Origin of the sequence: Novosphingobium sp. CECT 9465, from assembly GCF_920987055.1 — a bacterium.
Taxonomy (GTDB): Bacteria; Pseudomonadota; Alphaproteobacteria; order Sphingomonadales; family Sphingomonadaceae; genus Novosphingobium.
Genome location: NZ_CAKLBX010000001.1, coordinates 403,304 through 416,750, shown reverse-complemented (window position 1 = coordinate 416,750; position 13,447 = coordinate 403,304). Strand labels below are relative to the sequence as shown.

Here is a 13,447-nt window from a genome sequence, read left to right as displayed (position 1 = left end):
TGCGGCTCTGGATTGCTTCAGCCTTCGGCCTCGCCATGACGAAACATAATTTGCAGATGCGGACTTACCGCCCAACCGGGTACGTGATCGTCTTTTCCTGCTGGAATTCGCGCAGCCAGTCCGGCCCGTATTCGCGCCCGATGCCCGACCGCTTGTAGCCGCCGAACGGAGCATAGGCCATCTTGCCGATGCCGCCGTTGATCGCGACATTGCCGGTGCGCAGCTGCAGCGACATTTCATAGGCCTTGGCCGAATCGGCGGTCATGATCGCACCGTTCAGGCCATAGCGCGATTCATTGGCGATCCGCACTGCCTCGTCATCGGTATCATATCCGATCACGCAGCCGACCGGGCCGAACACTTCTTCCTGTGCCAGCGTGGACTTGTTGTCGACATTGTCGAACAGCGTGATGTCCACGAAGAAGCCCTTGGAAAGGCCCGCCGGACGGGTGCCGCCGGCGACGAGGGCAGAGCCTTCGTCGCGGCCCGACTGGATCAGCTTTTCAACCTTGGCGCGCTGCGATTCGCGGATCAGCGGCCCCATCAGTACCGTGGGATCGGAAGGATCGCCCACCTTCCAGTGGGCCGCAACCGCCTTGGCCGTGGCGACAAAGCGCGCGCGCACCGAATTGTGAACGAGGAAACGCGTGGTGATGGCGCAGCCCTGCCCGGCATTCACCGAAAGCACCATGATCGCCATCGCGGCGGCGGCCTCGATATCGGCGTCTTCGCGCACGATCATGGCCGACTTGCCGCCCAGTTCCAGATGGACACGCTTCAACGTGGGCGCAGCCTGCCCCATGATGGCAGCGCCGACCGCTTCGGACCCCGTAAACGTCACCATGTCCACGCGCGGATCGGTGGTCAGCTTCGTGCCGACGTCAGGGCCACCCGTGATCACGTTCAGCACGCCGCGCGGCAGGCCGATCTCGTCCGCGATCTGGCCCAGCATCAGCGCGGAATAAGGCGTGAACGGCGAGGGCTTGAGGATCAGGCTATTGCCGGCCAGAAGCGCCGGTGTCACCTTGGCCAGATTGAGCAGGAACGGGAAATTATACCCGGTGATCCCGCTGACCACGCCGACGGGTTCGCGCACCACGGTGCCACCACCCAGAATGCGCGGGCCGGTGGGGTTGATCATGTTGGCGTTGGACGCAACCGGGATCTGGCGCGGCTCTTCGCGCAGCGAATAGTCGATCGCCGATTGCAAGTGCTCCAGCGGCGCATCCACCTGCACGTTGCTGGTAACGGCCTGCGCGCAGCCCACTTCCTTGATGATCAGTTCCACCAACTGCCCGCGCTTTGCGTAAAGCGCATCGTGGAATTTCTGCATCACAGCGGTGCGTTCGCCCTGCGACATGCGCGGCCATGGCCCGTTTTCGAACGCATCGTAGGACGAGGCAATCGCCGCTTCCGCCGCCGCCGCATCGCCCACAGGCGCTTCGCCAATCACATCTTCAGTGGCGGGATTGAGCACGGCTTCGGTGCCAGCGCCGGGGTGCCATTCGCCGTCGATGTACAGGCGGTCAATATCGGTAAAGGGAATGGTCATGGGGGGCCTCAAGCGGTCTGGAGGATGATTTCGGCCGCGCGCAGGCCGACGGCCATCGCGGGAGCATTGGTGTTGCCCGATACAAGCGTCGGGAAGATCGAAGTGTCGCACACGCGCAGGCCGGTCACGCCGCGCACCCGCAACTGCGGATCGCACACGGATTGGTCGTCCGCGCCCATCCGGCAAGTGCCCGCGATGTGAAACGCGGTGCCGCCAAGCGCGACTGCGTTTTGCAGGATATCATCGTCGGTCCTGACCATATCGCCGGGGAACTGCTCCTCGACGATCCAGTCCTTGAGCGCGGGCTGCTGACCCAGCGCGCGCAACCAGTTGAACAGCGATACGGCGGTGATCCGGTCGATCTCGGCAGAAAAATGGTTCGCGTCGATGAACGGCTTTGCATCGGGGTCGGCCGACTGGATGCGCACTTCGCCCTGGCTTTCAGGCCGGGTGAAATAGCCCAGGATCGTGAGGCCATGGTGCTTGTCGGGCACCACGCCCTTGTCGGTCTGGGTGAGCGAATAAAGGCTGACGCCGATCTGCGCGTCCGCATGGTCCAGCCCAGGCCGGGTCTTGACGAAACCGCCGACTTCGTGTGCGCCGTGAGTCAGCGCACCCTTGGCGAACAGGCCGTATTGCAGCACCGATTTGAGCAGCCCCAGCCCCTGATAGTTCAGGTTCATGCTGTCGCCCTTCACCCGGTACACCGTCTGGACATAGCGATGTTCGCGCAAATTGCGGCCCACATCGGGGGAATCGACAATCACCGGCACCCCGGCGGCGCGCAGCACGGCCTCAGGCCCAATGCCAGACAGTTGCAGCAGCTTGGGCGAATGCACCGCGCCTGCCGAAAGGATCACTTCGCGCCCGGCCACGAAGCGCGTGCCGCGCTTGTTCCGCAAGGTCACGCCGGTTACGCGGCGGTCCTCGATTTCCACCTTCAACACGTCGGTTTCGACCAGCACATCAAGGTTCGGCCGCTCCCGCGCTTCCTTCAGAAAGCCCTTGGCCGAACTGACCCGCTTGCCCTTGTCAATGTTGCGCGTCTGGTAGCCTAGGCCACCTTCGCGCACCACATCGACATCATTGACATCGGCCACGCGGTCCACGCCCATCTGCTGCGCGGCGGTGAGCACCGCTTCGCAAAGGCCGTTGCGGCTGGGATGGACGCTGACGTGGATCGGCCCGCCGACCCCGCGCCATTCGGCCTCGCCCAGTTCGTGATCTTCCAATTCGACGAAGCAGCGCCCGATCTCGTCCCAGCCCCAGCCGGTACAGCCCGCTTCCGCCCAGCCATCGTAGTCGATCGGCGCGCCGCGAATATAGACCATGCCGTTGACCGCGCTGGAGCCGCCGACCGCGCGGCCTTTCAGCCACATTTCGGACGGCTTGTTGCCGCCGGGCGATACGTCATAGGACCATACGTGCGGATTGCGCGGATCGAGCAGCTTGCCGATGCCACGCGGCATGGCGATCAGCGGGCTGGTGTCGTCCGGCCCGCTTTCCACCAGCAGAACGCGCGTTTCAGGGTTTGCAGACAGCCGATTGGCCAGCACACAGCCCGATGAGCCAGCGCCCACGATGATGAAATCATAAATCTGCGACGTTGCGTCGGTCATTTCAAACCTTCCTCTCGCCACGGTCATTGCCGTTCTTGCCAGAACGATTCGCCCGGTGCTGATGCCAAGCTGTGGCAAGCATTAAGTGGGACTGCAAGTCCCATCTTTTGAGAGTGCCGTCATACTTGCGGGGCAATCGCTCCATTTTTCCACGCGCAGCCACCCATACCCTGCATGATCAAAGCAAAGCCACGCTCAAACACGGCATCGCCTGTCGAAAAATCGCTGTCTTGCGCGCTCCCGATCATGTTGCATGCGATCAGCACATCTTCGATCGATACATCCCGCCGCAACAGCCCTGCCGCCTGTGCCCGTGCGAACGGAGCGGCGAAAAGGTCTGCGGTTTCACGGGAGGCTTGCAGCATCATTTCCTTGCCCGCCGCGCTGGCGAGCAGGGTATCGTCCATTGCACGATAGATCGACGTAAGCCGGGCGACGGTCCGCATCAGCGAAAACAGCGCATCAGGACTATCTCCCAACCTGACGCATTCTTCGGCAATTGCCTGCTGTTCGACCGATTGCACTGCACGGATCAGATCGAGCCGGTCGGCAAAGTTACGGAAAAGCGTGCTGCGCCCGACACCGGCCTTGACCGCTATATCTTCCAGCGAAATGTCCGCAGCACCGGCCCGGAAGAATTCGCGCGCCACGGCAATCAGGCGGTCCCTGTTGCGCGCGGCGTCCTTTCGCATGGTGCGTCCACTTCCTTCGCGTTGGCCAATCGGTGGGTCCCGCCCTATCGGCCCACCGTTGCGAAGGCAATCGGGAGGCGCTTGCAGCGCCTCCCGAAATGTCAGCCCCACTGCAATTCAAGTTCGGGCACGTGCATGATGTTGCCCACGAAATATTCGACCTTGAAACCGTCCTTGATGCGCCATTCGGGCAGCGCGGTGAGGAATTCCTCAAGCGCGATCTGCAGTTCCATGCGCGCCAGGTGCATGCCAAGGCACTTGTGAATGCCGCCGCCCAGCGAAATGTGCGGGGCCTTGCGATCAAACTTCACCAGTTCCGGTTCGTCGTAATAGGTCGGATCATAGCCCGTGACCGGGGTTGCCACCGAGATATATTCGCCCGGCATGATCTTCTGGCCACGGATTTCGATTTCCTTGGCGGCGATGCGGAACGCGGTGACCGGCGCATAGGCGCGCAGGAATTCTTCCACCGCGGTCACGATCAGGCCCGGCTTTTCACGCAGTTCACGCTGGCGTTCGGGATAGCGTCCCAGGAAGCAGAAAATATTGCCGAGCAGCGACGTTACCGTATCCAGCCCGCCGATATAGAGATTGAAGCAGTGGCCGAACACCTCGGTGACGTTCCACTTGCGGCCATCGACTTCGTTATCGAAGATCTGACTGATATAATCGTCGCCAGGGTTCTTCTGACGCTCTTCGATCACGCCCATCAGATAGGCCTTCACCTTGCGGACGGCGTTGCCACGCACTTCCCAGTCGTTGGTGTGGAGCATCTGCTTTTCCCACTCCAGAAACTCGGCCATGCGGTCCTGCGGCAGATCGAGCAGGTCGAGAACGATGTTGATCGGATACTTTTCCGAAAACTCGTCAACGAAATCGCAATGTCCGCGATCCTTGAACTTGGCGATCAGCACCCGCGCGCGTTCGCGCACCTGATCGCGCAGCGCAGCCATCTTCTGCGGCGCAAACTTGGGATTGAGCGCGGCGCGATAGGCGGTGTGAATCGGCGGATCGGCCTCGGTCGGGATGACCAGCCAGTCTTCGCCGATGTTCTGCGCCCACTTGCCCATGCCGTTCTTAGTGAAATTGTCCGGGTCGCGCAGCATGGCCATCGTATCTTCATAGCTGGTCAGCAGCCAGCCGGGCTGATCGCCGGGGAAGATGTTGGTGACATACGAAATCGGTGGCAAGGTTGCCTGCAACTGCGGAATCAAGGTTTCCTGGGGACATTCGTCCACCCGCTTGCGGGCATACAGGGGCAGCGTCACAACCAGTTCTTCGGGAACGTGGGCGGGGCGCGTTGCAACAGGGGCGGTGGCCACGGCTAATCTCCTCAATGCAGCCGAGTCTGCAACCCGGCTTGTCTGCCAATACCACAGCGCCACCGCGAAGACTTGCGCCAGCGCAAACTCTGTCGCGAGCAAGCCAATCTTTAGTTTGTACCGCAACCATGGCCGCGCGCGATAGCGGCCGCCCTAGACAACGATAGGTTTTCACCACGACGCAAACGCGCACCACGATGCAGGAAGCCGGGAGAAGAACAATGCCATGGGACGAAGTTTTCGATGTCGTTTGCGTAGGCTCCGGCCTTGGCGGGATGTCCGCTGCGCTGACGGCGGCTCATCGTGGCGCGACGGCGCTTGTCGCTGAAAAGTTTCACCTCCTCGGCGGCGTCTCGGCGCTGTCATCCGGCCAGCTCTGGCTTGGTCCGAACCACCTGCAGGAGCCGGACGGGATGGAGGACAGCGATGCCGATGCCGATGCCTACCTCGCCCACCTCTCGCAAGGGTACGCCACGCCAGACCGGCGCACGGTTTTCATTGAACGCGGGCGCGAGGCGCTGCGCTTCATGACCGATTCCATCGGCATCGAGATGACCGTGGTCAAGGGCCTGCCCGATTACTATTACCCTGCGGTCACCGGATCGAAGATTCAGGGCCGCTATGTCGAAGTGCTGCCGTTCAAGGCAGAACGGCTCGGCGATCTGGCCGACAAGGTTCTGACCTCGCCTTATGGCGATGGTTACAGCTACACCACATCGAACGAATGGATTGCAATGCAGGATGGCGGCGAACACGTCGGCGTCTGCCTGCAACGCCATGTCGAAGCAGGCGAACGCTGTGCCGGTGCGGGCCTTGCCGCCGCCCAGGTGCTGGCCGCAAAGAACCTTGGCGTCGATATGCGTACATCGACCGAAGTGATCGACCTTGTCGTCGAAGACGGCGAAGTCACCGGCGTTATCCTGCGTGATGAAAACGGCACCAAGCGTGTCCGCGCCCGGCTCGGCGTGGTGCTGGCCACCGGCGGCTATGACTGGAAGCCTTCATTCGTCAGCGCCTTCGATGCGCTGCCACAGCCAGGCAGCATGGCCCCGCCCAGCGTTACCGGCGATCATATCATCATGGCGGCAAAGGCCGGAGCCATCGCGATCCCGGCCCGCGCACCTGCGCAAAGCCCCATCTTCATCGGCTACAAGGTGCCTGCCGAAACCATCTACGGCCAGCCCTCCTACCGCATGTGGCTGCCGGGCGCGCCGCACAGCATCGCGGTAAACCGCTATGGCCGCCGCTTTGCCAACGATGCGTTCTATCCCGATGTCGCCACGAAGGTCGGCCGGTTCGACGGGCAGGAACAGGGCCAGCCCAACTGGCCCGCGTGGATCGTGTTCGATCAGAACATGGTCGACAAATATGGCCTGATGCCGACCTGGCCGGGACAGCCTCTGTCCGAAGGAATGGCTACCAGCGCCAATACGATCACCGAACTTGCGAACCGCATCGGCGTGGATGCCGGCGGACTGGAGGAGACGGTCCGCCGCTTCAACGGTTTCTGCGTCACCGGCATGGACGAAGATTTCGCGCGCGGCAGCGTACCGTGGGGCCGGATCATGACCGGCGATCCGCGCCTGCTCAATCCCAACCTCGGCCCCATCGAAAAGGGGCCGTTCTATGCTGTGAAGATCGAGCGGGTGACGATGGGCGTACCCACCGCAGGCCTGCCGATCGACACCGAGGGGCGTGTGCTGAATGCCAGCGACGCCCCGATCCCCGGCCTTTACGCTGCGGGCAATTCCGCCGCCTGGCTCGACATTGGCGGCGGCTACAACAGCGGCATCGCGAACACGCGCGGGCTGCTCTACGGCTACCTTTCAGCCCTGCACATGACCGGCCAGCACGCGACACCCGCATTACAGACGGCAGGAGCCTGAACGATGACCATCACGATCTACCAGCTTGAACGCTCCCGCTCCGAACGCGCCGTCTGGCTGATGGAAGAACTCGGCGCGCCTTATGCCATCGAGTTTTTCGAGCGCCTCCCCGTGACCATGCAGGCCGAACCGGCATACAAGGCGCTGCACCCGCTGGGTTCATCGCCCGTGCTGGGCATTGGTGACCAGAAGATCGCTGAAAGTGGCGCGGTGATCGAATACCTCGCCACCACACAGGGCGGCGGCGCGCTCGCGCTGGGGCCGGATTCGCCGGACTATGCGCAATATCTCTACTGGTTCCACTTCGCCGAATCGACGCTGATGCCCGCGCTGGTGGGTGAAATCATGGCGCAGTTCGGCGGGATCGAAGCCGACCACCCCTCGCGCACTTATGGCCGCGCGCGCATTGCGCAACTGATGGCGTTCACCGATGCCCATCTGGCCAAAGTGCCGTTCATGGCGGGCGACCAGTTTACCGCCGCTGATGTGATGATGACGTTTCCTTTCACCATGACCCGCCAGTTCGTGCCCGTTGATGTGGAAGGCAACCCGAATATCGCCGCCTATGTCGAACGCATGGAAGCGCGCCCCGGCTACCAGCGCTGCCGCGCCATCGTCGATCGCGCCGCAAAATGACGCCCGAAGACATCGCCGCGCAGGATGACGCGAAAATCCGCGCATGGCTGGCCGAAAATATCGGCGGAAAGATCACCGCGTTCGAGCGCCTGCCGCGCTGGCGGCCATCGTGGCAGGTGACGGTCGAACGTGATAGCGAAACGCTCGAACTCCACGTGCGCGGCGACCGTCCCAGCGGGCTTGGCATCTGCCCGCTGCGCCGCGAATACGAAGTGCTGAGCCTGTTCGAACGCAACGGCATTCCGGTGCCGCACATTCACGGCTGGATCGCCGATCCCGAAGCGATCGTGATGGCGCACATGGCAGACACGCCGTTTCTGGGCGATGTCGATGGCAACCCCGCCGTGCAACGCATGGTCGAAGACTACGCGGGCTACCTTGCAGCCGTTCACGCGCTCGACACCGCACCGTTCATCGCAGCAGGCCTGACCGCAAGAGAAACGCCTGAAGCCGTGGCACTCGATTACCTGCGCTTGGCAGAAAGCCATTACGAAGCTGAGGATCAGCCCGACGCGCTGCTGCGCTTCGTAACCGGATGGTTGCACCGCCACTTGCCGCTGCACCGCAACAGCAACGTGGTGCTGATTGGCGATGCCCCGCAGTTCTTCCATAACGGAGAGCGCGTCACCGCGTTCTACGATCTGGAACTGGCCAAGCTGGGCGATCCGATTGCCGATCTCGCGTCGATCCGGGTGCGCGATATCAACGAACCGATCAGCGATGTGGCCGCCATGTTCGCCCGCTATGTGCAGGACAGCGGCAGTGAAATCGACTGGCCGGTGCTGACCTATTACACCGTGCTGCTGTTCATCGCCGTGCCGATGATGACCAAGGCCACCTTCCGCAAGGTCAGCCCGCACCCCGCCTATGTCGAATACCTGTCATGGGCCATGGGCACCAGCCGCGCCGCGCTGGAAGCCATTGCCGAGGGCGAAGGCTACGCGCTCGATCCGGTGCAACCAGTGCCAAGCATTGTCCCGCGCGATGCCTATGCGTGGCGCGATCTGGCGGTGCAGTGCGGAACGCTGCCCACCGAAGGCTTCTTCCGCCAGCACCCCGCGCAATCGCTGGCATTTTACTTGCAGCGCCTTGCCGAAAGCGGGGACGCCATCGCGCAGGCCGAACTGGACGATGCGCGCGACATTCTCGGTATTGCCGATGCCGCTGCGGCCACACTGGAAGCGCAACTCGACGCGTTTGTAGAGCAGGCCAGCCCCGACCAGGATCGCGCGCTGGTGCGCTATTTCCACCGCCGCCAGATGCGCCGGTTGCAATTGCTGCGCGATTACCCCGGCCCGATCATCACGCGCGGGCTGGCTCCGCTCGATCATGTGTTCCCCGATGCCTACCCGCGCCCCACTGCCGGATAAGGAAGCCCTGCGATGCTGAAACTCCATCACCTCAATCACAGCCGCTCGTTCCGCGTGTTCTGGCTGCTCGAAGAGCTCGGCGTTCCGTTCGAGGTCGTCCACCACGAACGCCATCCCGAAACCCGCATGGGTCCGGCGGCGCTCAAGGCCGCCCACCCCATCGGCAAGGCCCCGGCGCTGGAAACCGAACACGGCACCATCGTGGAATCGGGCGCGATCATCGATTTCATCCTCCGCCGCTATGGCAATGGCGCGCTGGCGCCCGCCACCGATAGCCCCGATCTGCTGCGCTATCTCGAATGGATGAACATTGCAGTGTCCATCGGCACCACCCCGATCATGCTGAAAGTCTATGGCCTGGCGGCAGGGCTTGCGGGCACCGAATTTGATCAGCGCGCCGATGCCGAATTTTCAGGTGTGCTGAACTACATCGAACAATCGCTCGAAGGGCATGACTATCTGGTGGGCGATGCGTTCACCGCTGCCGATATCCAGGTCAGCTTCATCGCCGAACTGGCGCGCGCCTTGATCGGCATCACCGCCTACCCGAACATGACCGCATGGGTGGAACGCCTGCACGCCCGCCCGGCCTTCCGCGCATCCATCGAAAAGGGCGGCGAATACGCCTACGCTTCGTGATCTGATCCGCCAGCAATCGCATTGCCGACCAGCCGCCGCGTGACATGGGTCAGCAGCGGCTGGCGCGCAATCGCTTCACCACGCACGCGCGGATCATCAATCGTGCGCCAGATGTGCAGCGTATCGCCGAATTCCTTGTACTCGGTGATCAGTCCACCGCGCACCTGCAACTGGAAGATATAGATGTTGCGGTAATCGCCACCGCCGATCAGTTTCGCAGCGCTCTGCGCTTCGAACCACACCCGCTCACCTTGCGTCACCATCTCGCCGATCTCGAACACGATAGGTCCATCGAGCGGCAGCACGGCAGTTTGCGCAAAGAACGCATCCACGTCCATCCACCCGCAGAATGGCATGTCTCCGGCCACGAAGATCCGGCAATCGGGCGCAAACAGCGCGCGCAAGCCCGCTGCTTTGCCGGCAACCGCCGCTTCGATCCATGCGGTCGCGACTGCTTCGGGGGTCATGCGACGGGCGCCGCCTGATGGAATGCATCGGTTCCCGCCAGCGGCGGCGCATCGGTCAGCAGCATGATGCCGGGCTGTGCCGCGACCACATAGGGCACCGCATGGATCGCGTGCATCGCGGTTGCCATGCAGGCATCGTCGGTCGGCATAACGCTGTCCGATCCGATGTCGATCCGCGCATTGATCGTCGGCTCGCCCTCAAGGTCGATCAGCCAGCCATGCCCCTGCGGCCATTCGGGCGCGAGGTCTTCGGCCATGCGCGTGAAGTGCTGGAGAACGATCCGCTCACGCCCGCCCGAAATCACCCGCACACCGAAATTCATCGCGCCCACGGTCCCGGCCCGGATCGTTCCGGCGGCAACATGCAGATCGCGCGGCGTGATCGCCACGTTGCGGAAGTTTTCGATCCGGTCGATAGGCAGGCCCAGCACGTCGGCCACCAGCATCCCCGAATGGCGCCACGTCTCGCCCACCAGTTCCACATTGGCAAAGGCTGGCGTGGGATCATCAGGCGCATAGCCGAAACCCATCAGGTCGAACATCTGATAAGTGCTCGGATACTTGTCGTACATCAGCGTTTCTGACGCGACCATCCGGTCCACCCGGCGCGACAGCCGCGCGAGATAAAGCGGCACGGATTCGGCCAGAAAGCCCGGCATGATGCCCAGCCCGTGGAAGGTGGCGCCACCCTTGGCGCAAGCAGCGGCCAATTGCGCCTCCACGTCGGCTCCCAGTGATCTGGGATAGATGAAGTTGGCCGCCGTGGTGACGACGTTCTTGCCCGACGCCAGCAGCGCGCAAATATCGGCGATGCTGCCGGGCACATCGTTTTCCGCGCCCGCCAGAAACAGCACGCAATCAGCCTCCAGCGCCAGAATCGCCGCGCGGTCATTGGTCAGCGCCACGCCGAGCGGGTCTATCCCCGCCACGGTGCCGATGTCCTGGCCTGCCTTGTCCGGGTTATACGTGAACCCGCCGACGATCCGGTAATCCGGGCGCTCTGCCGTGGCACGGATGACCATCTTGCCGGTGTGACCGGTCGCCCAGTGAATAATCCGCAAAGCCATGGCCATCTCCCGTTGGTCAGTTTTACCGAGACGCTTCAGGCCCACCCCCAACCCCTCCCGCCTGCGGGAGGGGAGCGAGACTTAGTGAGCCAAAGGCGAACTTAGTCGCAGCGGCGTGGGCACGGCGGCGCTGCCGTCCCAGCCACTACTGCGCGGTCCATCCGCCATCGACCGGCAGGACATGGCCCGTCACCATCGACGCCTGATCGCTGCACAGCCACGCAATCGCATCGGCCTGCTCCGACGTGGCGATGACTCGCCTGATCGGCTGGTTGGGCAGCAGGTGGTCGATCACCATCTGCCCCATCTCCGGCCCCGCCTTGTTATAGGCCTCCGTCGGCGTAACCCCCGGCGCGATGCAGTTCACGCGCACGCCCCGGCCGGCGTAGGATACGGCGGCAAATTTGGTCAGCCGCACCACGCCCGCCTTCGACGCCGCATAAGCCGCGCCCGCAGCGCCCACATAAAGCAGCCCCGCCAGCGAGGTGACATTGCAGATCGCCCCGCCGCCGTGCGCAATCATGTGCGCGATCTCGTGCTTCATCGAAAGGAACACGCTGCGCAAACTGACCGCCTGCGTGTGTTCCCACGATTCAAGGCTCTGTTCGTGAAAGTCCGCGCCTGAAGCATCACGGTGTGCATCGCCCACGATATTGGCCGCAAGGTGAAGCCCGCCAAACGCGGCCACCGTTCCGCGCACCAGCGCGGCAACGTCATCTTCGTTCGTGGCATCGGCGCGCAGGAACCGCACATCGTGCCCCTCGGCGCGCAACCGCTCGGTCGTGGCCTCGCCCGTCTCGGCATTGATGTCCGAAAGCATCACCCGCGCCCCGCGCCGGGCGAAACCTTCTGCCGTCGCCATGCCGATGCCCGCGCCTGCTGCGGTGACGAGCGCAACTTTGCCGCTGAACATGCCGCTCATCCCCACACCACATGCAACGCGCGCGGCCCGCGCAACTGCGCGCCCACAATCACCGGCGGCGGCTGGTCCGGGTCCAGCCGCAGGTTTGGCAGATCCAGCAGCGCGTTCAGCATCGCCTCCATCTCGGTCTTGGCCACGGGCATGCCCAGACACATGTGCACACCTGCGCCAAAGCCGACGTTGACCTTCTGTGGCCGGTCGATGTCGAATTCATCAGGGTTCTCGAAGACCGTCTCGTCGCGATTGGCCGATCCCGAACAGAGCGAAAGGGCCGCCCCTGCGGGCACCTTCACGCCGTGGAACTCCACATCGACGGCGGCTTGCCGCGCAAGAAACTGCGACGCGGTTTCCCAGCGCATCCCTTCGTTCACCGCCTTGGCCACCAGCGAACGGTCATTGCGAATACGCTCAAGCAGCGCCGGGCGTGCGAGCAGCGCAACCAGCATGCTGCCGAACGATCGCGTCGTGGTTTCGGCGGCGGCGGGCAGCATCTGGCGGATCAGCTCGGTGATATGTGCATCGTCCAGCATCTCGCCATCGGCCTCGGCGCGCAGCAGATAGCCGATCAGGTCTTCACCCACCGATCCTTCGGCGCGGCGCTGGCGCACCACTTCCAGCGTATCGTCATAGAGTTCCTGCGCGGCGGAAAAGGCGGCGGCCATGCTGGCCCTGGCCTTTTCGGGATCGCGCTGCGGCCCCACCAGAATGCGCATCCCCCGCGCGGCAAATTCCTGAGTCTTCGCCTCATCCTTGGGGAATCCGATGATTTCATAGATCAGCCGCACCGGCAGCGGCAGCAGCAGGTCTTCCATCAACTCTGCCTTGCCGCGCGGCTCCAGCCTGGCCACGGCATCGGTCACCACCGGCGTCAGCAGCGTCTTCCACCCGGCAATTGCCTTGGGCGAAAACGCCGGCGCCAGCAATTTGCGCGCCACTTTGTGCGTGGCATCGTCCATGCCCGTCAGCAGGAAACCGCCAAGGAACTGCCCCAATCCTTCCTGCAACAGTGTGCTGGTGAACGTCTTGGGATCGCGCAAGACCTGCAACACGTCATCATAGCGGAACAGCGTGAACACCTGCCGCCCAAGGTTGGAATAGTCCGCCTGCGACGGCACGTTCCACTTGGCCAGAATATCGCCGACCATGATCGGCTCATGCTTGCGGGCTTCGCGATAGACCGCGTGAGGGTCTTCGGTGTCGGTGCCGTAAACGCTGCTGACTGCGGCAAAATCGCGGGAGATTTCGCTGACATCGGAGGACGTGCCGGTCATTGCA

The 13,447-nt window shown here is 63.2% G+C and carries 12 protein-coding genes; 4 read left to right on the top strand and 8 right to left on the bottom strand.

Annotated elements, in window-relative coordinates; translation table 11 throughout:
* Positions 1–64 precede the first annotated feature (64 nt).
* The 4 genes from LUA85_RS01990 to LUA85_RS01975 all read right to left on the bottom strand — a co-directional run bounded on the left by LUA85_RS01990 (position 65) and on the right by LUA85_RS01975 (position 5,185).
* A complete protein-coding gene (locus LUA85_RS01990) occupies positions 65–1,552 on the bottom strand; it encodes an aldehyde dehydrogenase family protein (protein ID WP_231466666.1) in 1,488 nt (495 codons plus the stop codon).
* An 8-nt stretch (positions 1,553–1,560) separates the two neighbouring features.
* Positions 1,561–3,171, bottom strand: coding sequence for a GMC family oxidoreductase (locus LUA85_RS01985; RefSeq protein WP_231466665.1), 1,611 nt, complete (start codon positions 3,169–3,171; stop codon positions 1,561–1,563).
* Between the two features lie 119 nt (positions 3,172–3,290).
* The gene (locus LUA85_RS01980; protein ID WP_231466664.1) at positions 3,291–3,863 is read right to left on the bottom strand and encodes a TetR/AcrR family transcriptional regulator; all 573 of its coding nucleotides are present in this window, start codon (positions 3,861–3,863) and stop codon (positions 3,291–3,293) included.
* Between the two features lie 101 nt (positions 3,864–3,964).
* Positions 3,965–5,185, bottom strand: coding sequence for a cytochrome P450 (locus tag LUA85_RS01975; protein WP_231466663.1), 1,221 nt, complete (start codon positions 5,183–5,185; stop codon positions 3,965–3,967).
* A gap of 221 nt (positions 5,186–5,406) precedes the next feature.
* Here LUA85_RS01975 and LUA85_RS01970 point away from each other — a divergent pair, with 221 nt between their 5' ends.
* The 4 genes from LUA85_RS01970 to LUA85_RS01955 are packed head-to-tail and all read left to right on the top strand — an operon-like array spanning position 5,407 to position 9,716.
* Positions 5,407–7,071: an FAD-dependent oxidoreductase gene (locus LUA85_RS01970; protein WP_231466662.1), complete on the top strand. Its 1,665-nt coding sequence runs from the start codon at positions 5,407–5,409 to the stop codon at positions 7,069–7,071.
* A gap of 3 nt (positions 7,072–7,074) precedes the next feature.
* Positions 7,075–7,707 carry a glutathione S-transferase family protein gene (locus tag LUA85_RS01965; protein ID WP_231466661.1) on the top strand — a complete coding sequence of 211 codons (633 nt, stop codon included), beginning with the start codon at positions 7,075–7,077 and terminating at the stop codon, positions 7,705–7,707.
* Positions 7,704–9,077, top strand: coding sequence for a phosphotransferase (locus tag LUA85_RS01960; RefSeq protein ID WP_231466660.1), 1,374 nt, complete (start codon positions 7,704–7,706; stop codon positions 9,075–9,077). The genes LUA85_RS01965 and LUA85_RS01960 overlap by 4 nt, the downstream gene beginning before the upstream one ends.
* 12 nt (positions 9,078–9,089) lie before the next feature.
* Positions 9,090–9,716: a glutathione S-transferase family protein gene (locus LUA85_RS01955; protein WP_231466659.1), complete on the top strand. Its 627-nt coding sequence runs from the start codon at positions 9,090–9,092 to the stop codon at positions 9,714–9,716.
* Here LUA85_RS01955 and LUA85_RS01950 read toward each other — a convergent pair.
* The 4 genes from LUA85_RS01950 to LUA85_RS01935 form a co-directional block, all read right to left on the bottom strand.
* Positions 9,704–10,183 (bottom strand): nuclear transport factor 2 family protein, encoded by a 480-nt coding sequence (locus LUA85_RS01950; protein WP_231466658.1) that lies wholly within the window; start codon positions 10,181–10,183, stop codon positions 9,704–9,706. The two genes, LUA85_RS01955 and LUA85_RS01950, sit on opposite strands and share 13 nt — an antisense overlap.
* Positions 10,180–11,250: a hypothetical protein gene (locus LUA85_RS01945; RefSeq protein ID WP_231466657.1), complete on the bottom strand. Its 1,071-nt coding sequence runs from the start codon at positions 11,248–11,250 to the stop codon at positions 10,180–10,182. Before LUA85_RS01945 ends, LUA85_RS01950 begins: the two co-directional genes overlap by 4 nt.
* A gap of 145 nt (positions 11,251–11,395) precedes the next feature.
* On the bottom strand, positions 11,396–12,163 hold the full coding sequence (locus LUA85_RS01940) for an SDR family NAD(P)-dependent oxidoreductase (RefSeq protein ID WP_231466656.1): 768 nt from the start codon (positions 12,161–12,163) through the stop codon (positions 11,396–11,398).
* Between the two features lie 5 nt (positions 12,164–12,168).
* Positions 12,169–13,443, bottom strand: a complete 1,275-nt coding sequence (locus tag LUA85_RS01935; protein WP_231466655.1) for a cytochrome P450 — start codon at positions 13,441–13,443, stop codon at positions 12,169–12,171.
* Positions 13,444–13,447: the final 4 nt, after the last annotated feature.